This window comes from Metabacillus indicus LMG 22858 (assembly GCF_000708755.2).
Taxonomy (GTDB): Bacteria; Bacillota; Bacilli; order Bacillales; family Bacillaceae; genus Bacillus_P; species Bacillus_P indicus.
On record NZ_JGVU02000005.1, the window covers coordinates 58,521 to 82,966 of the forward strand.

The 24,446-nt window shown below is 46.9% G+C and carries 16 protein-coding genes and 3 rRNA genes; 6 read left to right on the plus strand and 13 right to left on the minus strand.

Translation table 11 applies throughout. The features are described from left to right. Positions 1 to 266 precede the first annotated feature (266 nt). The 13 genes from rrf to dnaA all read right to left on the minus strand — a co-directional run bounded on the left by rrf (position 267) and on the right by dnaA (position 17,824). Positions 267 to 382, minus strand: a 5S ribosomal RNA gene (gene rrf / locus AZ46_RS13190). Between the two features lie 90 nt (positions 383 to 472). After that, positions 473 to 3,403 (minus strand): 23S ribosomal RNA (locus AZ46_RS13195). A 203-nt stretch (positions 3,404 to 3,606) separates the two neighbouring features. Further along, positions 3,607 to 5,144, minus strand: a 16S ribosomal RNA gene (locus AZ46_RS13200). The 16S, 23S and 5S rRNA genes sit together here, the layout of an rRNA operon. Before the next feature lie 264 nt (positions 5,145 to 5,408). Continuing rightward, the gene (locus tag AZ46_RS13205) at positions 5,409 to 6,458 is read right to left on the minus strand and encodes an HD-GYP domain-containing protein (protein WP_029282896.1); all 1,050 of its coding nucleotides are present in this window, start codon (positions 6,456 to 6,458) and stop codon (positions 5,409 to 5,411) included. Between the two features lie 105 nt (positions 6,459 to 6,563). After that, positions 6,564 to 9,083, minus strand: a complete 2,520-nt coding sequence (gyrA, locus tag AZ46_RS13210; protein ID WP_029282898.1) for a DNA gyrase subunit A — start codon at positions 9,081 to 9,083, stop codon at positions 6,564 to 6,566. Positions 9,084 to 9,368: 285 nt separating this feature from the next. Continuing rightward, positions 9,369 to 10,742, minus strand: a complete 1,374-nt coding sequence (locus AZ46_RS13215; RefSeq protein WP_029282900.1) for a hypothetical protein — start codon at positions 10,740 to 10,742, stop codon at positions 9,369 to 9,371. A gap of 126 nt (positions 10,743 to 10,868) precedes the next feature. After that, complete coding sequence (locus AZ46_RS13220; RefSeq protein WP_029282902.1) at positions 10,869 to 11,117, minus strand: hypothetical protein; 249 nt, start codon at positions 11,115 to 11,117, stop codon at positions 10,869 to 10,871. A 136-nt stretch (positions 11,118 to 11,253) separates the two neighbouring features. Next, entirely contained in the window at positions 11,254 to 13,176 is a 1,923-nt protein-coding gene (gene gyrB / locus AZ46_RS13225; protein WP_029282904.1) for a DNA topoisomerase (ATP-hydrolyzing) subunit B, read from the minus strand. Between the two features lie 56 nt (positions 13,177 to 13,232). After that, the gene (gene remB / locus AZ46_RS13230) at positions 13,233 to 13,487 is read right to left on the minus strand and encodes an extracellular matrix regulator RemB (protein ID WP_029282906.1); all 255 of its coding nucleotides are present in this window, start codon (positions 13,485 to 13,487) and stop codon (positions 13,233 to 13,235) included. Between the two features lie 19 nt (positions 13,488 to 13,506). Then, the gene (gene recF, locus AZ46_RS13235) at positions 13,507 to 14,616 is read right to left on the minus strand and encodes a DNA replication/repair protein RecF (protein WP_029282908.1); all 1,110 of its coding nucleotides are present in this window, start codon (positions 14,614 to 14,616) and stop codon (positions 13,507 to 13,509) included. A gap of 45 nt (positions 14,617 to 14,661) precedes the next feature. Then, a complete protein-coding gene (gene yaaA / locus AZ46_RS13240; protein WP_029282910.1) occupies positions 14,662 to 14,880 on the minus strand; it encodes a S4 domain-containing protein YaaA in 219 nt (72 codons plus the stop codon). 205 nt (positions 14,881 to 15,085) lie between these two features. Continuing rightward, the gene (dnaN, locus tag AZ46_RS13245) at positions 15,086 to 16,222 is read right to left on the minus strand and encodes a DNA polymerase III subunit beta (protein ID WP_029282912.1); all 1,137 of its coding nucleotides are present in this window, start codon (positions 16,220 to 16,222) and stop codon (positions 15,086 to 15,088) included. 255 nt (positions 16,223 to 16,477) lie between these two features. Next, positions 16,478 to 17,824 (minus strand): chromosomal replication initiator protein DnaA, encoded by a 1,347-nt coding sequence (dnaA, locus tag AZ46_RS13250; RefSeq protein WP_029282914.1) that lies wholly within the window; start codon positions 17,822 to 17,824, stop codon positions 16,478 to 16,480. A gap of 830 nt (positions 17,825 to 18,654) precedes the next feature. On the opposite strand from dnaA, the gene rpmH reads away from it, so the two are divergent. The 6 genes from rpmH (at position 18,655) to mnmG (ending at position 24,431) form a co-directional block, all read left to right on the plus strand. Further along, the gene (gene rpmH, locus AZ46_RS13255) at positions 18,655 to 18,789 is read left to right on the plus strand and encodes a 50S ribosomal protein L34 (protein WP_029282916.1); all 135 of its coding nucleotides are present in this window, start codon (positions 18,655 to 18,657) and stop codon (positions 18,787 to 18,789) included. A gap of 166 nt (positions 18,790 to 18,955) precedes the next feature. Continuing rightward, positions 18,956 to 19,330, plus strand: a complete 375-nt coding sequence (gene rnpA / locus AZ46_RS13260) for a ribonuclease P protein component (RefSeq protein ID WP_029282918.1) — start codon at positions 18,956 to 18,958, stop codon at positions 19,328 to 19,330. A gap of 107 nt (positions 19,331 to 19,437) precedes the next feature. After that, positions 19,438 to 20,214 carry a YidC family membrane integrase SpoIIIJ gene (gene spoIIIJ, locus AZ46_RS13265; RefSeq protein ID WP_029282919.1) on the plus strand — a complete coding sequence of 259 codons (777 nt, stop codon included), beginning with the start codon at positions 19,438 to 19,440 and terminating at the stop codon, positions 20,212 to 20,214. Beyond that, positions 20,211 to 20,831 (plus strand): RNA-binding cell elongation regulator Jag/EloR, encoded by a 621-nt coding sequence (jag, locus tag AZ46_RS13270; RefSeq protein WP_029282921.1) that lies wholly within the window; start codon positions 20,211 to 20,213, stop codon positions 20,829 to 20,831. The genes spoIIIJ and jag overlap by 4 nt, the downstream gene beginning before the upstream one ends. Positions 20,832 to 21,090: 259 nt before the next feature. Beyond that, the gene (mnmE, locus tag AZ46_RS13275; protein WP_029282923.1) at positions 21,091 to 22,476 is read left to right on the plus strand and encodes a tRNA uridine-5-carboxymethylaminomethyl(34) synthesis GTPase MnmE; all 1,386 of its coding nucleotides are present in this window, start codon (positions 21,091 to 21,093) and stop codon (positions 22,474 to 22,476) included. A gap of 65 nt (positions 22,477 to 22,541) precedes the next feature. Further along, positions 22,542 to 24,431, plus strand: a complete 1,890-nt coding sequence (gene mnmG, locus AZ46_RS13280) for a tRNA uridine-5-carboxymethylaminomethyl(34) synthesis enzyme MnmG (protein ID WP_029282925.1) — start codon at positions 22,542 to 22,544, stop codon at positions 24,429 to 24,431. Positions 24,432 to 24,446: the final 15 nt, after the last annotated feature.

A 24,446-nucleotide genomic window follows, 5' to 3' on the forward strand; every position in this document is an offset into this window, starting at 1 on the left:
ACCCTCTGATAACGATTTTTCGGCTTTGCTGGGTAGGATTTGGGACTTTGCTTACCCTCGGATGTCATTTTATCGGTTTTGGTGGGTAGGATTCAGGCTTTTGTTTACCCTCCGATATCGATTTTCCGGCTTTGCTGGGTAGGATTTGGGACTTTGCTTACCCTCGGATATCGTTTTACAGTTTTGGAGGGTACGATTCAGCTATCTATTATCCTCATTTTGAACAACAAAAAAAGACAGCATCTCTGCTGTCCTTTTTTCTGCGTGCCTGGCAACGTCCTACTCTCACAGGGGGAAACCCCCAACTACCATCGGCGCTAAAGAGCTTAACTTCCGTGTTCGGCATGGGAACGGGTGTGACCTCTTTGCCATCATCACCAGACAATATGCAATTGGCTGAAAGAAGTTATTCTTTCAAAACTGAGTAACGTTTGATAACAAGATTCACGTGCAACTTACGCTTAGTTAGACTGTGGTTAAGTCCTCGAACGATTAGTATCTGTCAGCTCCACACGTCACCGCGCTTCCACCTCAGACCTATCAACCTGATCATCTTTCAGGGTTCTTACTCACAAATGTGATGGGAAATCTCATCTTGAGGGGGGCTTCATGCTTAGATGCTTTCAGCACTTATCCCTTCCGCACATAGCTACCCAGCGATGCCTTTGGCAAGACAACTGGTACACCAGCGGTGCGTCCATCCCGGTCCTCTCGTACTAAGGACAGCTCCTCTCAAATTTCCTGCGCCCACGACGGATAGGGACCGAACTGTCTCACGACGTTCTGAACCCAGCTCGCGTACCGCTTTAATGGGCGAACAGCCCAACCCTTGGGACCGACTACAGCCCCAGGATGCGATGAGCCGACATCGAGGTGCCAAACCTCCCCGTCGATGTGGACTCTTGGGGGAGATAAGCCTGTTATCCCCGGGGTAGCTTTTATCCGTTGAGCGATGGCCCTTCCATGCGGAACCACCGGATCACTAAGCCCGACTTTCGTCCCTGCTCGACTTGTAGGTCTCGCAGTCAAGCTCCCTTGTGCCTTTACACTCTGCGAATGATTTCCAACCATTCTGAGGGAACCTTTGGGCGCCTCCGTTACATTTTAGGAGGCGACCGCCCCAGTCAAACTGCCCGCCTGACACTGTCTCCCAGCCCGGTAAGGGCTGCGGGTTAGAATTTCAATACAGCAAGGGTAGTATCCCACCAATGCCTCCACCGAAGCTTGCGCTCCGGCTTCCAAGGCTCCTACCTATCCTGTACAAGCTGTACCAAAATTCAATATCAGGCTGCAGTAAAGCTCCACGGGGTCTTTCCGTCCTGTCGCGGGTAACCTGCATCTTCACAGGTACTATAATTTCACCGAGTCTCTCGTTGAGACAGTGCCCAGATCGTTACGCCTTTCGTGCGGGTCGGAACTTACCCGACAAGGAATTTCGCTACCTTAGGACCGTTATAGTTACGGCCGCCGTTTACTGGGGCTTCGGTTCAAAGCTTCGCTTGCGCTAACCTCTCCCCTTAACCTTCCAGCACCGGGCAGGCGTCAGCCCCTATACTTCGCCTTGCGGCTTCGCAGAGACCTGTGTTTTTGCTAAACAGTCGCCTGGGCCTATTCACTGCGGCTTTTCAGGGCTATTCACCCTAAAAAGCACCCCTTCTCCCGAAGTTACGGGGTCATTTTGCCGAGTTCCTTAACGAGAGTTCTCTCGCTCACCTTAGGATTCTCTCCTCGCCTACCTGTGTCGGTTTGCGGTACGGGCACCTCTCACCTCGCTAGAGGCTTTTCTTGGCAGTGTGGAATCAGGAACTTCGGTACTAAATTTCCCTCGCCATCACAGCTCAGCCTTATATGGGAAGCGGATTTGCCTACTTCCCGGCCTAACTGCTTGGACGCGCATATCCAACAGCGCGCTTGCCCTATCCTCCTGCGTCCCCCCATTGCTCAAATGGTGAGGAGGTGGTACAGGAATATCAACCTGTTGTCCATCGCCTACGCCTTTCGGCCTCGGCTTAGGTCCCGACTAACCCTGAGCGGACGAGCCTTCCTCAGGAAACCTTAGGCATTCGGTGGAGGGGATTCTCACCCCTCTTTCGCTACTCATACCGGCATTCTCACTTCTAAGCGCTCCACCAGTCCTTCCGGTCTGGCTTCGACGCCCTTAGAACGCTCTCCTACCACTGTTCGTAAGAACAGTCCGCAGCTTCGGTGATACGTTTAGCCCCGGTACATTTTCGGCGCAGAGTCACTCGACCAGTGAGCTATTACGCACTCTTTAAATGGTGGCTGCTTCTAAGCCAACATCCTGGTTGTCTAAGCAACTCCACATCCTTTTCCACTTAACGTATACTTTGGGACCTTAGCTGGCGGTCTGGGCTGTTTCCCTCTTGACTACGGATCTTATCACTCGCAGTCTGACTCCCGAGGAGCAAGTCTTTGGCATTCGGAGTTTGACTGAATTCGGTAACCCGATGAGGGCCCCTAGTCCAATCAGTGCTCTACCTCCAAGACTCTCATACTCGAGGCTAGCCCTAAAGCTATTTCGGAGAGAACCAGCTATCTCCAAGTTCGATTGGAATTTCTCCGCTACCCACACCTCATCCCCGCACTTTTCAACGTGCGTGGGTTCGGGCCTCCATTCAGTGTTACCTGAACTTCACCCTGGACATGGGTAGATCACCTGGTTTCGGGTCTACGACCACGTACTAATTCGCCCTATTCAGACTCGCTTTCGCTGCGGCTCCGTCTCATCAACTTAACCTTGCACGGGATCGTAACTCGCCGGTTCATTCTACAAAAGGCACGCCATCACCCGTTAACGGGCTCTGACTACTTGTAAGCACACGGTTTCAGGATCTTTTCACTCCCCTTCCGGGGTGCTTTTCACCTTTCCCTCACGGTACTGGTTCACTATCGGTCACTAGGTAGTATTTAGCCTTGGGAGATGGTCCTCCCGGATTCCGACGGGATTTCACGTGTCCCGCCGTACTCAGGATCCACTCTGGAGGGAACGAAGTTTCGACTACAGGGTTTTTACCTTCTATGACAGGCCTTTCCAGGCCGCTTCATCTACCCCGTTCCTTTGTAACTCCGTATAGAGTGTCCTACAACCCCAAGAGGCAAGCCTCTTGGTTTGGGCTGATTCCGTTTCGCTCGCCGCTACTTGGGAAATCGCATTTGCTTTCTCTTCCTCCGGGTACTTAGATGTTTCAGTTCCCCGGGTCTGCCTTCAGTACCCTATGTATTCAGGTAAAGATACTGTTCCATTACGAACAGTGGGTTTCCCCATTCGGAAATCTCTGGATCAAAGCTTACTTACAGCTCCCCAAAGCATATCGGTGTTAGTCCCGTCCTTCATCGGCTCCTAGTGCCAAGGCATCCACCGTGCGCCCTTCATAACTTAACCAAAATTGGTCAATCGTTTGTTTAGACTGTAAAGTCTAAGAAAATCACTATGGTAAGCGTAAATCTCAGTGAATTACTTGTTATCAATTACGTTATCCAGTTTTCAAAGAACAACCGGCAGATCAAAAATGATCGCCTTCTTTCATATAGAGAGAATGATCTCTCAAAACTAAACAAAAACCAAAAGCGACCTCATATCCTTAGAAAGGAGGTGATCCAGCCGCACCTTCCGATACGGCTACCTTGTTACGACTTCACCCCAATCATCTACCCCACCTTAGGCGGCTGGCTCCTTGCGGTTACCCCACCGACTTCGGGTGTTGCAAACTCTCGTGGTGTGACGGGCGGTGTGTACAAGGCCCGGGAACGTATTCACCGCGGCATGCTGATCCGCGATTACTAGCGATTCCAGCTTCATGCAGGCGAGTTGCAGCCTGCAATCCGAACTGAGAATGGTTTTATGGGATTGGCTAAACCTCGCGGTCTCGCAGCCCTTTGTACCATCCATTGTAGCACGTGTGTAGCCCAGGTCATAAGGGGCATGATGATTTGACGTCATCCCCACCTTCCTCCGGTTTGTCACCGGCAGTCACCTTAGAGTGCCCAACTGAATGCTGGCAACTAAGATCAAGGGTTGCGCTCGTTGCGGGACTTAACCCAACATCTCACGACACGAGCTGACGACAACCATGCACCACCTGTCACTTTGTCCCCCGAAGGGGAACCTTCTATCTCTAGAAGTGGCAAAGGATGTCAAGACCTGGTAAGGTTCTTCGCGTTGCTTCGAATTAAACCACATGCTCCACCGCTTGTGCGGGCCCCCGTCAATTCCTTTGAGTTTCAGTCTTGCGACCGTACTCCCCAGGCGGAGTGCTTAATGCGTTAGCTGCAGCACTAAAGGGCGGAAACCCTCTAACACTTAGCACTCATCGTTTACGGCGTGGACTACCAGGGTATCTAATCCTGTTCGCTCCCCACGCTTTCGCGCCTCAGCGTCAGTTACAGACCAGAGAGTCGCCTTCGCCACTGGTGTTCCTCCACATCTCTACGCATTTCACCGCTACACGTGGAATTCCACTCTCCTCTTCTGCACTCAAGTTTCCCAGTTTCCAATGACCCTCCCCGGTTGAGCCGGGGGCTTTCACATCAGACTTAAGAAACCGCCTGCGCGCGCTTTACGCCCAATAATTCCGGACAACGCTTGCCACCTACGTATTACCGCGGCTGCTGGCACGTAGTTAGCCGTGGCTTTCTGGTCAGGTACCGTCAAGGCGCCGGCAGTTACTCCGGCACTTGTTCTTCCCTGACAACAGAGTTTTACGATCCGAAAACCTTCATCACTCACGCGGCGTTGCTCCGTCAGACTTTCGTCCATTGCGGAAGATTCCCTACTGCTGCCTCCCGTAGGAGTCTGGGCCGTGTCTCAGTCCCAGTGTGGCCGATCACCCTCTCAGGTCGGCTACGCATCGTCGCCTTGGTGAGCCATTACCTCACCAACTAGCTAATGCGCCGCGGGCCCATCTGTAAGTGACAGCCGAAACCGTCTTTGAATGTCAAACCATGCGGTTTGACATAGTATCCGGTATTAGCTCCGGTTTCCCGGAGTTATCCCAGTCTTACAGGCAGGTTGCCCACGTGTTACTCACCCGTCCGCCGCTGACCTCCGAAGAGGTCCGCTCGACTTGCATGTATTAGGCACGCCGCCAGCGTTCGTCCTGAGCCAGGATCAAACTCTCCGAAGAAAATTTGTGACTCATAAATGTTGCTGACTTAAAAATTTAAAACGTTTGGTACGCTTTTGGTTTTGTTTAGTTTTCAAAGAACTTTTGATGTCGTTTCATCTCGAAGCGACCTAATAAGTATATCACTCTAAAGCCCATTAAGTCAATAACATTTTGAAAATGTTTTTTTGCTAAACTCGCTTATGTAGTGGCTTTCTTACTGACTTTTAGAATTATATCAGCATTCTTTTAAATAAGCAATAAAAAAAGAGCAAAAAGTTGCTCTTATAATATTTCCTCTATATATAGCTGTCTATATTCTTTCAGAGCAATCATTTCCCCGCTGTCCTGAAGCTTCACAAGAGGTCTTGCAGGCTGCTGGTCTTCTATAAAGACAATTTCTGCTGTTCGCCCGTCAGACAGCCTGATGAATGTTCCGCTGCTGAATGTCAGCAGCCCTTTTCTCAATGCTTTAAGAGCTGAAAGGTCAAATCTACCAAACTCATCTTCCATCAGCTGCTCAAGAACGAGAAATGGAGACTGCCGGTGCCTGTAAGGCCTGGTGCTGACCATGGCCTGATAGGCGTGGGCGAGTGCTGCAATTTTACCGTAAGGATGAAGCTGATCTCCTTTAGTGCCGAGGGGATACCCGCTCCCGTCCATTCGTTCATGATGCTGCAGGACGCCGATCTTGACAGCTTCTTTTAAAGATACAATGTTTTTAAGCATTTTATAGCTGTGCACAGGATGCTGTTTGATTTCGTCAAATTCCTTTGCCGTCAGAGCTCTTTTCTTCTGAATAAACCCCTGATCAAGCTTTGTCAGACCGCAGTCGCAAAGAAGTCCTGTCATTGCAATCTGAATCACGTCGCCGTGCGGGAAGCCTGAAGATTTGGCGAGGCTTGCGCTTAGGAGCGCCGCTGATACAGATTGATGGTAGAGATAGTCTTCTTCTCCTGTATATCCGGTTGTTTTAAACACTTCTGACGGGTGCTGCAGGATATGTTCCACAGCAGGAATCAGAAGATTTCTAACCTTTGAGATGTCAACTGAAGCACCTGAATGCCAGTCCGCATACAGTTTTTTAAAGCCCTGAACAGCAGCATGATAGACTGCCCCAAACGGTGTAACAGACTTGTCAGCCGGAACGTTTTTGTCCTGCTCGGTCTCACTGAATGATTCTATATCTACTGTTTCTATTAAAAACGCATGCAAAACATCGATAAGTTCCCGTTTAAGTACAGTATGTTTCCGCATAAGCGGTTTACCCGATGCTGAAAGAACATCCTTCAGCAAGATGTTCCCCTCATTTATCTGATTGATATGGACCCTCACATGAATCCCTCCCAACCTGATTATAACCCAATATTTTAGAAGGATATGGATTTATTGAATAAAAAAGGCAGAAAAAAAGTACAGCTTCCGCTGTACTTTTCCCCCTTATTCTTCAGTGCCTGATGGATCTTCCGGCGGTGCTTCAGTTTCAGAATCCTGAATCTGTTCTTCTGTCAAATCCTCTTCAGGTTCCAGTTCTTCTTTTTCCACTACCGCTACTGTTGCAACGTGTTCTTCGCCGCCAAGCTTAATCAGCTTGACGCCCTGTGTGTTTCGTCCCGTTGTCGAAATGCTGTCAATTGCCATCCGGATCAGAACGCCGCTTGCTGTAATCAGCATCAGGTCCTCTTCTCCTGTTGAAGGCTTAACAGATATGACAGTACCGTTCTTTTCGGTTACATTACATGTTTTAATCCCTTTTCCGCCACGGCTTTGCACGCGGTATTCAGCTGCAGGCGTCCGCTTGCCGAATCCATTTCGCGTGACAGTCAGAACGTCTGCGTCCTCTTCCAGGATCTCCATGCCGACAACTTCGTCATCCGCATCAAGCGTAATGCCTTTTACCCCTGTAGCCGTACGGCCCATTGAGCGGACGTCTGTTTCCGGGAAGCGGATCAGCATTCCCTTTTTCGTTCCGATCATGATGTGTTTCGTTCCGTCCGTCAGCCTTACAGAAATCAGTTCATCTGCCTCGCGCAGATTGACAGCAATCAGGCCGCCTTTTCTGATGTTGGCAAACTGAGAAAGCGGAGACCGTTTTGAGATTCCTTCTTTCGTTGTGAAGAAGAGAGACCAGTCATCTGCAAATTCCGAAACAGGAATGATGGCATTGACCCATTCCCCTTTTTCAATCTCAAGAAGGTTAATGATCGGCAGACCTTTTGCCGTTCTTCCGTACTCAGGAATCTCGTAGCCTTTTGTACGGTAAACCTTTCCTTTGTTCGTGAAGAACAGGATCGTGTCGTGGGTTGAAGTTGTGAGCAAATGTTCGACGAAATCATCTTCATTCGTGCCCATTCCCTGAATTCCGCGTCCGCCCCTTCTCTGGCTTCGGTATGTCGAGATTGGAAGTCTCTTGATATAGCCGTTGTGCGTCAGCGTGATCACGATGTTTTCAACAGGAATTAAGTCTTCGTCTTCAATCATTTCGATGCCGCCGGTTACAATCTCCGTACGGCGCACATCATTGAAGCGCTCCTTAATTTCTTCAAGCTCCTCGCGGATGATTTCAAGAACTTTCTCATCATCTGCAAGAATCGCCTTCAGTTCTGCGATCAGTTGAACAAGACCCTGGTATTCTTCTTCAATCTTTTCGCGCTCAAGTCCTGTTAAGCGCTGAAGACGCATGTCAAGAATAGCCTGAGCCTGTTTTTCAGAAAGAGAGAAGTTGTCCATCAATCCTTGTTTAGCGATATCTGTTGTCTGTGAAGCACGGATAAGTGCAATCACTTCATCCAGATGATCAAGAGCAATCCGGAGTCCTTCCAGAATATGCGCACGTGCTTCCGCTTTGCGCAGCTCAAAGGCTGTGCGGCGGCGGATAATCACCTTTTGATGGTCCAGATAATAGACAAGGAACTGCTTCAGGTTCAGCACCTGAGGCTGTCCGCCTACAAGGGCAAGCATGTTGATGCCGAAGCTTGTCTGAAGAGCTGTCTGTTTAAAAAGATTGTTCAAAAGGACATTTGAATTTGCATCTTTGCGGACTTCAATGACAATGCGCATGCCGTTTCGGTCGGATTCGTCTCTTAAGTCTGTAATTCCTTCGATCTTTTTGTCGCGTACAAGCTCTGCAATTTTTTCGATCAGCTTCGCCTTGTTCACCTGGTAAGGAAGCTCTCTGACGATAATAACTTCCTTGCCTGACGCTTTTTGTTCAATTTCAACTTTCGCTCTGATGGTGATCGATCCCCGGCCGGTTTCATACGCTTTGCGGATGCCGCTTCTGCCGATAATCTGTCCTGCAGTAGGGAAGTCCGGGCCCGGAATGATTTCCATCAGCTCCTGTATGCTGACTTCAGGATCTTTGCTGACAGCAAGCACCCCGTCGATGACTTCTCCAAGCTGATGAGGCGGAATGTTTGTTGCCATGCCGACAGCAATCCCCGCTGCTCCGTTTACCAGAAGATTAGGGAACCTTGAAGGAAGCACGACAGGTTCACGTTCAGACCCGTCATAGTTGTCCTGATAATCGATGGTGTCTTTGTTAATATCGCGGAGAAGCTCCATCGCGATCTTCGACATGCGGGCTTCTGTATAACGCATCGCTGCCGCACCGTCTCCGTCAACTGAACCAAAGTTTCCGTGACCGTCGACAAGCATATAGCGGAAGTTGAAATCCTGTGCCATCCGGACCATAGAGTCATAAACGGCGCTGTCGCCGTGCGGATGATACTTTCCGATTACTTCACCGACGATACGCGCGGACTTCTTGAAAGGTTTGTCCGATGTCATGCCAAGGTCATTCATCGCGTAGAGAATCCGGCGGTGAACAGGCTTCAGGCCGTCACGAACGTCCGGAAGAGCGCGCGAAACGATAACGCTCATCGCATAATCTAGAAAAGAAGAACGCATCTCGTGACTGATATTAATCTCTTTCACGTTTGGTGTTTTGTTTTCTTCCATGAGTTGAACCTCCCTAATCTATCTAGCTCCATAAAAAACGGGAGTTAAAAGTTTTTGTAATGGTGTTCATGCTGAAATATATAAGACCATAAATATGTAAGTCTTTCCGATAATTGAATAATAGCCTACTCTCCATTATATCAATAAACCTATGACATTACACGTCAAATTCATAGAAATATCCCGAAAAACCGAATAATCCCTGCCTTTTCGGCAGGGATCACAGTTCTTTTACTCATATTTTTTAAATAAGGCGGGCCTTGCTTAAAACTTCTGCTCGAGCCCTTAGTTTTTCACTGATTTTTTGCGTGCAATCATGGCGATCGCTGCAGTTGCAAGGATAAATCCGAATACAGCCCACATGATGACACTGCTGTTTGACTGGCTCATGCCGCCCATGCCTGTTTTCGGCATGTCAGAAGGCTTTTGCCCCTCAAACTTTTCAGGGAATTGATCTGTAATGGCGCCTGACAGGGCCTGTCCTACTCCGAACATGTGCGAATAAGCAACATGGATATTTTCATAGGCTGCAGGATAGTCTTTTCCTGTGTAGCTGTTAAATGCCGCGAGAAGCTGGTCTACATGCTCTTTGAGACCCGCCTCGAGGTCGGCCGCTTTCAGTCTGCCCTCTGTTGCTGCATCAAGGAATGCCGCCTGTTCTGCACGGTATGCATCAAGCTCTGCTACCGCTTCTTCCTTGCCTGCTTCGTTGTTTTCGGCAGTTGCTGTCACGTAGTCAACAAAGTAGCCGATGTGGCTGCTCCAGATTTCTTTAAATTGTGCAGCACCTTCAGCGCCGTATACAGATTCAACAGCTGCTGTCAGGTCATCTGTGTTCTCATTTAATGCAGCTGCAGCCGCATCAAAATCTTTTGCTCCGTCAATTCCTTTTTGCATCGTAAGTGCCGCAAGTGCTGCATGCTCTGAAAATACGTGATTCAGATCTGCACGCAAGTCAGCAGCGGCAGTATCCGGGGACGTACTTTCGAATTTCTCAGGGAACTGGTCAGTGATGGCCCATGAAAGGCTTTTGCCGACTCCGAACATATGGTGCATCGATTCTGTTGCATCATCGTAGGCTTTGTCATATTCACCCGCTCTGTAGCTTTCAAAAGCACCAATCAGCTGTTCAACGTGAACTTTTAGGCCTGCTTCAAGGTCTGCCGCTTTCAAGCGTCCTTCCGTTGCCGTATCCAGAAAACCCGCTTGCTCGGCGCGGTACTTGTCCAATTCTGCAAGTGCCTGTTTTCTGCCTTCTTCATTGTTTTCAGCTGTTGCCGTTACATAGTCCACGAAATAGCCGATGTGGCTGCTCCAGATTTCTTTAAATTGATTTCCCGCTTCTTCACCGTAAACAGATCCGACAGCTGCCGATAAATCTTCTGTATTCTTATTCAGCTGTCCTGCAGCTGCTTCGAAGTCTTCTTTGCCGTCAATGCCTTTTTGCATCGCAACAACCGCTAAGTATGCATGCTCTGAGAGGATCGCATCAAGGGATGCCCGAAGATCAATGGCAGGGTTTGAAACCTCTGCTGATGCCATGCCGCTGTGGCTGCCGCCATGATTTCCTCCATGATCTTCTGCATTCACTGTTCCAAAAGCGGGAATCAGCAGGGAAAAACTGAGTGGTACAGCAATCAGTGCTTTTTTCATCTTCATGTTATTCTCTCCTTTTATTTCTGTTTATTTGATGTTTACATCATGACTAACGGAGAGAATGCGAGACTGGATCATTTTCTTTTTAAAAAATTAAAAAACATCCTGCCCGGATGTTTTTTAAAGAAATTAATAATACGGATAGTACGGGTACGGCGGATAATAAGGATAAGGATATCCGTAGCCATAGCCCGGCGACAGCAGCGCTCCTGTTGCAAGACCGCCGACAAACCCTAACGGAAAGCCAAAGCCCGGTCTGCCGAAACCAAATCCAGGTCTTCCAAATCCGAAGCCTGGTCTTCCAAAGCCAAATCCAGGTCTCCCGAAGCCTCCTCCAAATCCAAATGGACGCCTCATGTCATATTGCTGATTGTTCATTTTCACGCCTCCTGCTTAGATAAATTGCCTACTTTCTTTACAAAGATATGCAGGGACATGTGAAATGTAGTGGGCTATGACGGAATTTCAGGCAAAAAGAAAAGGCAAAGCCGGGATGGGCTTTGCCTTTTTAAACTTAGATATCAAGGTTTTTAACATACTGGGCGTTGCCTTCGATAAAGTTCCGGCGGGGTTCGACTTTGTCTCCCATCAGAATATCAAAGGTTTCATCCGCTTCCATCGCATCTTCCAAAGTAACCTGAAGGAATGTCCGCGTGTTCGGATCCATCGTTGTCTCCCAAAGCTGCTCAGGATTCATCTCGCCAAGACCTTTGTAGCGCTGAATTCCAGGCTTAGGAGTTGCAGGCAGTTCTGCCATAAGCTTCTCCATCTCCCTGTCATTGTACGCATATTCAACCCGCTTGCCCTGCTGCACTTTGTAAAGCGGCGGCTGGGCAATGTAGACATATCCGCTTTCGATGATCTGTCTCATGTAGCGGTAGAAGAATGTCAGAAGCAGTGTGCGGATATGGGCTCCGTCAACGTCTGCATCCGTCATGATGATGATTTTATGGTAGCGCGCTTTTGAAAGATCAAAGTCTTCCGCAATTCCTGTTCCAAGGGCCGTGATAATCGTCCGGATCTCGTTGTTGGAAAGGATTTTATCAAGACGCGCTTTTTCAACGTTGATGATTTTTCCTCTAAGCGGCAGAATCGCCTGGAAATGACGGTCGCGCCCCTGTTTTGCAGAACCGCCCGCAGAGTCACCCTCAACGACGTAAAGTTCTGAGATGGACGGGTCTTTAGACGAACAGTCGGCAAGTTTCCCGGGAAGGTTGGAGATCTCAAGCGCACTTTTACGGCGAGTCAGTTCGCGCGCTTTTTTTGCTGCAAGACGCGCTCTTGATGCCATAACCCCTTTTTCAACAATTTTCTTTGCTGTTGAAGGATTTTCAAGAAGAAACTTCTCAAATGCATCTGCAAAGACATTATCCGTAACAGTCCGCGTTTCTGAGTTGCCGAGCTTCGTTTTTGTCTGGCCCTCAAACTGCGGGTCCGGATGTTTAACAGAAATAATGGCTGTCAAACCTTCGCGCACATCGTCACCTGTAAGGTTGGCATCATTGTCTTTAAATGCGCCGCTTTTGCGGGCATAGTCATTGATGACGCGTGTGAGAGCCGTTTTAAATCCGGCTTCATGCGTTCCGCCCTCATAAGTGTGAATGTTGTTGGCGAACGAATAAATGTTGCTTGTATAGGAATCATTGTACTGAAGGGCAACCTCGACTGTGATGCCGTCCTTTTCGCCTTCCATGTAGACAGGCTCTTCATGGATGACTTCTCTTGTGCGGTTTAAATGCTCAACATAGGATTTAATGCCGCCTTCGTACAGATATTCTTTTTTGCGTTTCGTTTCACGCTTGTCTTCAATTGTGATTTTGATATTGCGGTTTAAGAAAGCAAGCTCTCTTAAACGGTTTGCAAGTGTGTCAAAATCATATTCCGTCGTCTCCGTGAAAATTTCCGGATCCGGGACAAAGTGAGTGGTTGTTCCTGTTACTTCTGTTTCGCCGATTACTGCCAGGTCAGCAGCAGGCACACCGCGCTCAAACTTCTGATAATGAATTTTGCCGTCGCGGTAAACAGTGACTTCAAGATACGTAGACAGGGCATTTACGACAGATGCACCTACTCCGTGAAGACCGCCTGACACCTTGTATCCGCCGCCGCCGAATTTTCCTCCGGCATGAAGCACCGTCATAATGACCTCAACTGCAGGACGTCCCATTTTCTCATGGATTCCAACCGGAATTCCGCGGCCGTTGTCTTTTACGGTGATGCTGTTGTCTTCTTCAACGATAATATTAATCTCATCGCAGTATCCTGCAAGAGCTTCATCGATACTGTTGTCGACAATCTCCCAGACCAGATGGTGGAGACCTTTCGCCGCAGTTGAGCCAATATACATTCCGGGACGTTTCCGGACAGCCTCTAAGCCTTCTAGTACTTGTATCTGGTTTTCATCATATGATTGCTGTTCCATTTGTTTTTGTTCCATCGCCACTATGATCACCTACACTTTTCTTAAGGGCTTATAGATTGGGTTCAGAACGTTCATTCTGCCGTCTCTATGTCAAATGAGAATTTTGCACGTTTTTTCAGCGTGCCTGAAGCAAGAGGAGAAAAATAAATCTTGTCTGTCGTCACAACAATCGACTTTGTTTCGCCATTTGCAAGCTTTACCGGCTGATTCTGCTGCTTTTCCAAAAATTCACTGACGATTCCGGACGTCTTTGACGATTGATGATCAATAATCATGACGACTTCCTTTGAAGGAATCACGAAATTGTCTCCCAAGTGGATATACATGAAAAACCACCTCTCTCACTTAAGTAAGCGTGCCTTTTGAAACGCGGTACGTTGTTGCTTCCTTCAGCGTCTTATGGTCAATGCCCTCAACGCTTGTCGTCGTGACAAACGTCTGCACTTTCCCCTGAATTGTATTTAATAAATGCGATTGCCTGTAATCATCAAGTTCAGATAAAACATCATCAAGAAGAAGAATCGGATACTCGCCGATTTCCTCGTGGATCAGATCGATTTCCGCAAGCTTCAGCGAGAGAGCGGTTGTCCGCTGCTGTCCCTGGGAGCCGAACGTCTGAACGTCCCGCCCGTTCACAAAGAAAAGAAGATCATCTCTGTGCGGACCGGCAAGTGTTGCTCCGCGCTCAATTTCTTTTTCTTTTATTTTATCAAACTTCTCTTCATATCCTTCTATCATTTTCGACAAACTTGAGGCTTCTGATACATCGGCGGAGGCTTTATACTCAATCGTCAGTGTTTCAAGCCCCCTGCTGATTCCCTCGTGGACCGGCTGAGCCCATTTCTCCAGCTTGCCGATAAACTCCATTCGCTTTTTCACTACTTTTGCAGCGGATTCCGCAAGCTGCGAAGTCAGCACATCAAGCATCGTCCGGTCAGTCTGCCTCTTCATCTGCAACTGCTTTAAATATTGATTCCGCTGCAGCATGACTTTTTGAAATTTATTTAAATCATGAAGATAGACAGGCGAAACCTGTCCGATTTCCATATCGATAAAACGTCTTCTGACCTGGGGGCTGCCTTTTACAAGGTTAAGGTCTTCGGGAGCAAACATGATCACGTTCATCGCTCCGACATACTGGCTTAATTTCTGCTGCTCAATGTGGTTCAGCTTCGCTTTTTTTCCCTTTTTCGAAATGACGAGCTGCATTGGCACAGAACCGTTTTGTTTTTCTGCTCTGCCTTCTATTTTAGCATATTCCTCGTCCCAGTAGATAAGATCTTTGTCATTTGACGTGCGGTGGGATTTGGCCATGGCAAGGACATAGATGGCTTCCATCACATTCGTTTTCCCCTGGGCATTTTCCCCGAGGATGACATTGACCTTGTTTTCAAACTCCGCAGTCAGTTCTTTATAGTTGCGGTAGTTCCGCAGGGACAGTTCTTTGATAAACAAATCCGTTCACCAACTTTAAGTTGTGTATTTCACATCTTGAAACATTCAGCTTTTAACGATAAATGTACCGAAATCAGGAATATCAACAAGATCTCCGTCATAAAGTTTTTTGCCTCGGCGGTTCTCAGGCTCCCCGTTTACAAATATCGCGTATTCCTGAAGAAACCATTTTGCCATGCCGCCGGTCTGGATTACGTCCGCCAACTTTAAAAATTGGCCAAGTGCTATATATTCTGTATCTATTTTAACAGGTTTTCTGGACATTCCGGATCGCCTTCTTTCTAAAATCTCTAACACTTTATTTTACTAAATATGATAGCCATCCCACAATAGGCAGCTGCCTGTTCTTTTTAAAGAAAATTGTGTCTTTCCAGCGCGGACACCTTTCGTGACAAAAGTCCTCCCGGGTCAGGTTGATTCTTTCGCTAAAAAAAGAAAGCTGCCGGCAGACCGCCGGCAGCTTGTGTCATTAATACGTTCTGACAGGGAGAATCAGCTGAAGGATGGAATCGTCATTTGGAGTGCGGATCAAAAACGGTCTCATCGCACCTGTAAAGCTGATGCTGATTTCTGTTCCCTCAAGTGCCTTTAATGCATCCATCATATATTTTGCACTGAAAGAAATTTTTAATTCCTCTCCTGAGAGCTCCTGTGTCTGCACTTCCTCGATGACTTTTCCGATTTCAGGAGTATTCGAAGAAACTTCGACAATTCCGTCTTCAAGCGTAGAAAACTTTACGACGTTGTTTCTGCCTTCTTTTGCAAGAAGAGACGCGCGGTCAATGGCCTGAAGAAAATCTTTTGTATTCAGAACCATTTCTGTTTTGCTTTCAGAAGGAATCAGCCTCGTTGTGTCAGGGTAGTTTCCGTCAAGAAGTCTTGAGAAGAAAAGCAGGTTTTCCGCTTTGAAAAGCACCTGGCTTTCTGTGATCACGATTTCGATTTCTTCGCTCGTATCAGCAAGAATTTTGCTCAATTCATTTAAACTTTTTCCGGGAATGACAACATTGTAGGAAGTGTCAGCTTCCATTTCGATTTTCGCCTTGCGGAGGGCAAGACGGTGGCTGTCAGTTGCAATACAGATCAGTTCTTTATTTTCAAGCTTCCAGTTCACACCTGTCAAAATCGGGCGTGTTTCAGATGTTGAAACAGAAAAGACGGTCTGGCGGATCATCGTTTTTAAAAGATCTGTAGGAACTTTAAAACTGTTGTGCTCTTCTACTTGTGGAAGATGCGGATATTCCTCTGCATCCAGTCCGTTTAAGTTGAACTCTGCTTTGCCTGACCGGATGACTGTCATATGGTGGCCATGAACCTCCATCTCTACAGAATCCTTAGGAAGTTTTTTAACGATTTCACTGAAGAAACGGGCTTGAAGGACGATGCTTCCTGCCTGCTTGATTTCTGCAATCTCTTTTCCGTTTTCTTCTGTAGGAATGAAAGACTCAATTGAGATATCAGAGTCACTTCCTGTAAGAGTGACGCCTTCTTCTGTCGCGACAATTTTAATTCCCGTCAGGATTGGAATAGTCGTTCTGGACGAAACAGCTTTCATGACATCCTGTACGCTTTGAACAAGACGGTCTTTTTGAATGACGAATTTCATTAGGGTAAATCCTCCTTTTTTTCGTACGGCGGAATATTTTTTCTGGTGACTTAATATATATATCTTTTAAAGAAAAAATAGTAGAAGTACTAGTAGGGCCTGTTGATATGTGTATAACTCTGTTGAAGAAAGGAAACACAGCCTATCCACATGTGGACAGACTGTGTATGAATCGTATTGGGTTATTCACATTATCCCGGATGCTCTATTTTATTTTGAGATGATTTTGCCTGGTTTATGCTGCTAGAGAGAGAGCTAGTTCTTCAGCATGCTCTCTATTTCTTTCAGCTGTTTCACAAGCTGGTCATCAGCCTGAAGGAGCTTGGAGATTTTCTCATGGGCATGAATGACGGTCGTATGGTCGCGGCCTCCGAATTCCTCGCCGATCTTTGGAAGAGAGGAATCAGTCAGTTCCCGTGATAGATACATCGCGATTTGCCTTGGAAAAGCGACGGATTTTGTTCGTTTCTTTGCTTTAAAATCCTCAAGCTTCACGCTGAAATGCTGGCCTACCATGCGCTGAATATCCGCAATGGTGATCATTTTCGGCTTTGAGCTTGGGATGATATCTTTTAAAGCTTCTGCAGCAAGATCTGCATTTATGTCTTTATTGATAAGGGATGAATAAGCAACAACCCGAATAAGTGCGCCTTCAAGTTCACGAATATTGGAATCAATTTGATTGGCGATATAAAGCATGACTTCATTAGGGATATCAAGGCCCTCAGCCTTTGCTTTTTTTCTGAGAATCGCGATACGCGTCTCAAGATCCGGAGGGGTAATGTCCGTAATCAGTCCCCATTCAAATCTCGATCTGAGGCGGTCTTCTAGTGTCGGTATTTCCTTTGGAGGACGGTCGCTGGAAATGACAATCTGCTTGCTTTCTTCATGCAGGGTGTTAAACGTATGGAAAAACTCCTCCTGCGTCTGTTCTTTTCCGGCAAGAAACTGAATATCATCTATAAGCAAAACGTCAACGCTGCGGTATTTGTTGCGGAAATCTTTCGCCTTGTTGTCACGGATGCTGTTAATGAATTCGTTCGTGAATTTCTCTGAGGACAGGTAAACGACCTTCGCATTTGGTTTATGATCAATGACATAATGGCCGATTGCATGCATAAGATGCGTTTTTCCAAGTCCTACTCCCCCGTAGATAAACAGCGGATTATAGGCTTTAGCAGGCGCTTCTGCCACGGCAAGCGACGCTGCGTGCGCAAACCTGTTGCCTGAACCGATAACGAATGTATCAAACGTATATTTAGGATTCAGCATATTTTGAGGCAGCTCGATCTGCTCTTCGTCTTTTGCCACCTGCTTAATCGGTGATTTCGGCATAAAATCTGCTTCGTTCTGATTTTGGGGAATTATGAACTTGATCAGCAGTTCCTCGCCCGTCAGTTCATATATGGTATTGGCAATCAAATGCAGATACCGTGATTCCAGCCAGTCGCGTGCAAATTCATTAGGCGCCGTAATCGTCAGCGTGTCTCCTTTAAGCGCATGGGCCTTCGTCGATTTCAGCCACGTTTCAAAGCTTGGCTTGCTGAGTTTTTTTTCAATTTCAGACAGCGCCTTGCTCCACAGCTCATCAATGTTCTCCATATGAGGCATCTCCCTCCTTCTTAGAAAAGTAACGCGTATATGTTTTGTACAACCATTCATAGGCGTGCGAATAAATATACAAAAGGACAAAATGTGCATAAATATATAATATAGTAGAAAAACATCTTTTCGACATAAACCTTCACGTGTGGACAAGTTTTTTAACAGGGTGTTTATAATCTTTCCACATGTTATCCACAATGTGTGGATAATTGATTTTATACCGTTTGATATTCAGAGTGAAAACACAAATATAATATCAAATTAAACGAAGCGGCGCAATGGTTTTGAAAAACTTATCCACATACCCGCTTTCCTGTTGAGAAAAATTGTCCACATCTGTTTGTTCTGTGAGAAACCTGTCGATAACGGGTGTGGATAAAAAAATATGTCGAAAAAATTGTGCACAGGTCGGTAAATGAGGGAGAAATTGGACAGGCTGCAGAAGGTGTTTCAGTTCTAATCTGAATTTGCTTATGCCTTTATGGTTTTTGAATTTGAACAGAGCTGCAATCCAGTGTACTGCAGCGGAAGAAACTTGACTCCTGCGGGATGAAGAGGGCACGGAAGATCCCGCAAGCGCAGCGAGGAAGCTTCCGGCACTCCCCGCGGAAAGCAAGTTTCTGGAGCGGAAGGTAACGGTTTATAGGATGGAATGTAAGTTGTTGAAGTTGCATCTGAAGGAAACGGGTAAAAACAACAAATGAAAAAACGAGAACGAAAAACCGCAGATCGAAATCTTTTTTGACAGATGGTTGACAATTCGAGGGGTCACTCTCTATAATTAGAAAGACTGTCTTTAACAGCTATTCCTCAGGGAGGTGTCTATAATGAAAAGAACGTATCAGCCAAACAACCGCAAACACAGCAAAGTTCACGGTTTCCGCGCTCGCATGAGCTCAAAGAACGGACGTAAAGTGCTAGCAGCACGTCGTCGCAAAGGAAGAAAAGTATTATCAGCATAGGCCACTGAAAACTATCAGTGGTCTTTTTTACATGGCCCAATCCTTTAAACAGATTGGGCCATGTTTTTAGGAAAACAGCTGTTTAAATAGATTCTTTTAAAGAAATAATGATGGCAGAGCTTTCAGCAGGCTAAAGGAACGTCAGGGAAGGATCCGGAGTGAGGGCATGAAAAAGAAAAACCGCATTAAAAAAAACGAAGACTTCCAAAAAGTATTCAAGCAGGGCAAGTCGATGGCAAACAGACAATTTGTGATCTACATGCTGAATCAGCCTGAAGAAAAGGAATTCCGCTTAGGCCTGTCAGTCAGCAAAAAGATAGGAAATGCCGTAACCAGAAACAGGGTAAAGCGTCTCGTCCGCCAAGTATTCCTTGAAGAAAAAGACAGCTTGAAAACAGGCATGGACTACATTGTCATTGCCAGAAAACCTGCGTCTGAAATGGACTATCATGAAGTGAAAAGCAGTCTTTTGCACCTTTTCAGAAAAACGAAAATCCTAAAGCCCGGCGTTCGCCGTGAAAGCGCCATAAAAAATACATAGAAATGTTTAGAACAAATTTCGATTTCTTATCTAAAGATGTTAGAATATAGGTTGGATACGCCGGCAAAAAATGCCCGGTTCAGTTAGATTGTTAGGAGGAATACCGGTTGAAAAGGAGAATATTGTTAGTGCTTGGCTTAGTGAGCATGGTGATGCTTCTTGCAGGATGTACAGAAGTCAATCAGCCAATCACAGAAGAAAGCCAGGGGTTCTGGAACCAATACATTGTCTATCCGTTGTCATGGCTTATCATATATTTCGCAGAATTAACGGGTGAAAATTATGGAATCTCCATTGTCATCGTAACGCTTATTATCCGCTTTGCCATTCTGCCGCTGATGATCAAGCAGATCAAAAACTCCAAAGCGATGCAGGAACTGCAGCCTGAAATGCAGAAGCTGCGTGAAAAGTACAGCTCGAAAGATCAGAAAACACAGCAGAAGCTTCAGCAGGAAACAATGGCTCTTTTCCAGAAGAATAAGGTAAATCCTCTTGCAGGATGTTTTCCTTTACTTGTGCAGATGCCGATTCTTATCGGATTCTATCATGCCATCATGAGAACAGAAGCAATTGCCGATCACAACTTCCTGTGGTTTGACCTTGGTGCACGTGATCCATTATTCCTTCTGCCGGTCATTGCAGGTATCACAACTTTCATTCAGCAGAAATTAACGATGGCAGGAACAGCAAGTCAAAATCCGCAAATGGCCATGCTTCTTTATATCATGCCAATTATGATCGTCATCTTTGCTGTCAGCTTCCCTGCTGCACTTTCCTTGTACTGGGTTGTAGGTAACCTGTTCATGATCGTGCAGACAATGATCATCTACGGACCTGATATTAAAAAGAATGCCCTTTTGAAATCGGGAGGAAAGAAAAAGTGAGAGAAATAACTGCTGAGGGACTTAGCGTCAAAGAAGCAGTACAATCCGCTTTAAAAGAGCTTCATGCAACTGAAAATGAAGTAGAAATCACCGTGATTGATGAAGGCAAAAAAGGTTTTTTGGGCCTGTTCGGTTCAAAGCCTGCAAGGGTGAAAGCCGTTAAACGGCCGAATCCCGCAGAAGAAGCGCATCGCTTTTTAATGGATGTTGTCAGAAACATGGGCGTGGACGCCACTGTCGAAATGAAGCAGGACGGGAAAAATGTGACGTTTCAAATTGAAGGAGAGAAAGTGGCTCTTTTAATCGGAAAACGCGGACAAACCCTCAATTCCCTGCAGTATTTAACGCAGCTTGCGGCAAACCGCCATGCCAATCACTATCTGAACATTACCGTTGATGCGGAAAACTACAGATCCCGCCGCAAAGAGACCCTGATTCAGCTCGCTCATAAGCTTGCCCATCAGGCGATCCGGACGAGGAAAGAGGTTCCGCTCGAGCCGATGCCTTCCTATGAACGAAAGATTATCCATGCTGCACTGGTCAGCCAGCAGCATAAGATCAAAACCTACTCTGTAGGGGAAGAACCGCACCGTCATTTAGTGATTGCGCCTAAATAGAAAAACCCCGCTGATAGTCAGTCAGCGGGGTTTTTTCTGTCCCCGGGAGGACTTAGATGAAGCGGGATTGGAAATATTGTTATTAACATGTGGATAAGTTAAAATAATAGGTAGCTGAATGTGCGGAAAATCAGACTGTGGATAAATTGAACTTTTTTCCTTTCAAATAAGAAATAACTGTGATATCTTATAAATTTGACTGCGTATTTAATAGAACATGCCATTATAGATTAATTTTGAAAGAAGCGGGGTGAAACGCATGGATTTCGATACGATTGCGGCGATATCCACACCGATGGGAGAGGGAGCGATCGCCATTGTCAGACTGAGCGGCGATGAAGCCATCGCGGTTGCTGACAGGCTTTACTCAGGACCTTCCGGAAAAAGACTGCGTGACGTTGAGAGTCATACCATACATTATGGACATATAAAGGACCCTGATACAGGCCAGATCGTAGAAGAAGTGATGGTGTCTGTATTAAAAGGACCAAAAACATTCACTAGAGAAGATATTGTTGAAATCAACTGCCACGGCGGTATTGTTACGGTTAACCGTGTGCTGCAGCTTGCCCTGAACGGAGGAGCCAGACTTGCAGATCCTGGTGAGTTTACAAAACGTGCGTTTTTGAACGGAAGAATTGACCTGTCCCAGGCTGAAGCGGTAATGGACTTGATCCGTGCTAAAACGGACAGAGCGATGAACGTAGCGCTTGGCCAGATGGAAGGAAGACTTTCCAAGCTGATTCAAAAGCTGCGCCAGGAAATACTTGAGACACTGGCACACGTTGAAGTGAACATCGATTATCCTGAATACGATGACGTTGAAGAAATGACGCACAATGTGCTCGTTGAAAAAGCGACGTATGTGAAGCAGGAAATTGAAAAGCTGCTCCAGACTTCCCAGCAGGGGAAAATTTTACGGGAAGGCCTTTCGACTGTTATCGTAGGCCGTCCGAATGTAGGAAAATCCTCGCTGCTTAACAGCCTGATCCATGAAAACAAAGCGATTGTCACAGATATTCCGGGAACGACGCGCGACGTGATTGAGGAGTACGTGAATGTAAGGGGCGTGCCTCTCAGGCTGGTCGATACGGCGGGAATCCGCGAGACGGAAGACATCGTAGAGCGGATCGGCGTTGAAAAATCCAGACAGGTGCTTAAAAAGGCTGACCTCATTCTGCTCGTCATGAACTTCAGCGAAGCTCTTTCACAAGAAGATGAACAGCTGTTTGAAGCCGTCAGCGGGATGGATGTCATCGTCATTGTCAATAAAACAGATCTGCCGCAGCAGATTGATTTGGACCGGGTAAAAGAGCTTGCCGGAAACTCGCCGGTCGTCACGACGTCACTGCTCGAAGAACAGGGCATTGACCAGCTTGAAGAATCCATTAGTTCCCTCTTTTTCGAAGGGGCAGTCGGTCCAACAGATTTAACCTATGTTTCAAACACAAGACATATTGCACTGCTGTCGCAGGCAAAACGGTCAATCGAAGATGCTCTTGAAGCCATTGATGCAGGCGTTCCGATTGATATCGTTCAAATTGATCTGACGCGCACATGGGAGCTTCTCGGGGAAATCATCGGGGATGCTGTTCACGAAAGCCTGATTGATCAGCTGTTTGCCCAGTTCTGTCTCGGAAAATAAGCTCTGCGATTATAAGTTTTGCGATTGCGCTTTTTATAAATGAATTTTTTAAAGGAGGAACTGCCGTGGGATATCACGCAGGTGATTATGATGTTGTTGTCGTAGGCGCCGGCCATGCAGGAGTTGAGGCTGCTCTCGCTTCTGCAAGAATGGGTGCCAAAACGCTGTGTCTGACGATCAATCTCGATATGGTCGCGTTTATGCCGTGCAATCCGTCTGTTGGCGGGCCGGCCAAAGGAATTGTTGTCCGCGAAATCGATGCTTTGGGCGGAGAAATGGCAAAAAACATCGATAAAACACATATTCAAATGAGAATGCTGAATACAGGAAAAGGACCGGCTGTCAGAGCGCTTCGTGCCCAGGCAGACAAGTTCACGTATCAGCATGAAATGAAAAAAACGATGGAAAACGAACGGAATTTGACGATGCTTCAAGGTATGGTCGAGCGTCTGATCATGGAAGACGGCGAATGCCGCGGGGTCATCACGCAGACTGGTGCAGAATACCGCGCCAAAACGGTTGTGTTGACAACAGGCACATTCCTTAGAGGCGAAATCATTCTCGGAGAGCTTAAATACTCAAGCGGCCCGAACAATCAGCAGCCTTCTATTCAGCTGTCTGAGCACCTTCAGGAAATCGGCCTTGATATGGTCCGTTTTAAAACAGGCACGCCACCGCGGGTCAACAGCCACTCCATCGATTACAGCAAAACAGAGATTCAGCCTGGAGACGACGTACCCCGAGCTTTTTCCTATGAAACGACAAAATACATCACAGACCAGCTTCCTTGCTGGCTTACTTATACAAGTGAAGAAACGCACCGGATTATCGACGACAATCTGCACCGTTCGCCGATGTATTCAGGCATGATCAAAGGAACGGGTCCGCGCTACTGCCCGTCCATCGAGGATAAAGTGGTGCGCTTCAACGATAAGCCGCGCCATCAGATTTTCCTTGAGCCTGAAGGCAGAAACACTCAGGAAGTGTACGTGCAGGGACTTTCAACAAGCCTTCCTGAAGATGTGCAAAGACGCATTCTTTCATCCATCCCTGGTCTTGAAAAGGTAGAAATGATGCGCGCCGGCTATGCAATTGAGTACGATTCAATCGTTCCGACGCAGCTGTGGCCGACGCTTGAAACGAAAAAGGTGCCGGGACTTTTCACTGCAGGACAGATCAACGGCACATCCGGCTACGAGGAAGCTGCCGGACAAGGACTGATGGCCGGAATCAACGCTGCCAGCAAAGCCCTTGGCAAAGAAGAGGTCATTCTGAGCCGTTCGGACGCTTATATCGGCGTTCTGATTGATGACCTTGTCACAAAAGGCACGAATGAGCCGTATCGTTTATTGACCTCAAGAGCTGAGTACCGTCTCTTGTTAAGACATGACAATGCGGACCTGCGCCTTACAGAAACCGGCCATAAAATCGGTCTGATCAAAGAAGAGCGCTATCAGTCGTTCCTTCTGAAAAAAGACGAGATTGAAAAAGAGAAGAAACGCTTAAGCACCGTTATCATCAAGCCGAATCAGCAAACTCAGGACGTCATCAGACAGGCTGGCGGAAGCGAGCTGAAAGACGGCATCCGTGCTGCCGATCTTCTCAAAAGACCGGAAATGAACTACGATCATATTCACGCGCTTGTTCCGGCAGATGAAATTATTTCCGGAGAAATAGCCGAACAGGTTGAAATTCAAATCAAGTATGAAGGCTATATCGAGAAATCCCTTCAGCAGGTTGAAAAGCTCAAGAAAATGGAAAACAAAAAAATTCCTGAAAACATCGATTATGACGCGATTTCAGGGATTGCATCAGAAGCGCGCCAGAAGCTGAAAGAGGTCAGACCGCTTTCAATGGCACAGGCTTCGCGGATCTCAGGGGTAAATCCTGCGGATATTTCCATTCTTCTTGTTTATTTAGAGCAGGGCAAAATAGCCAGAGTGGCGAACGAATAGCATGCGATTTCAAGC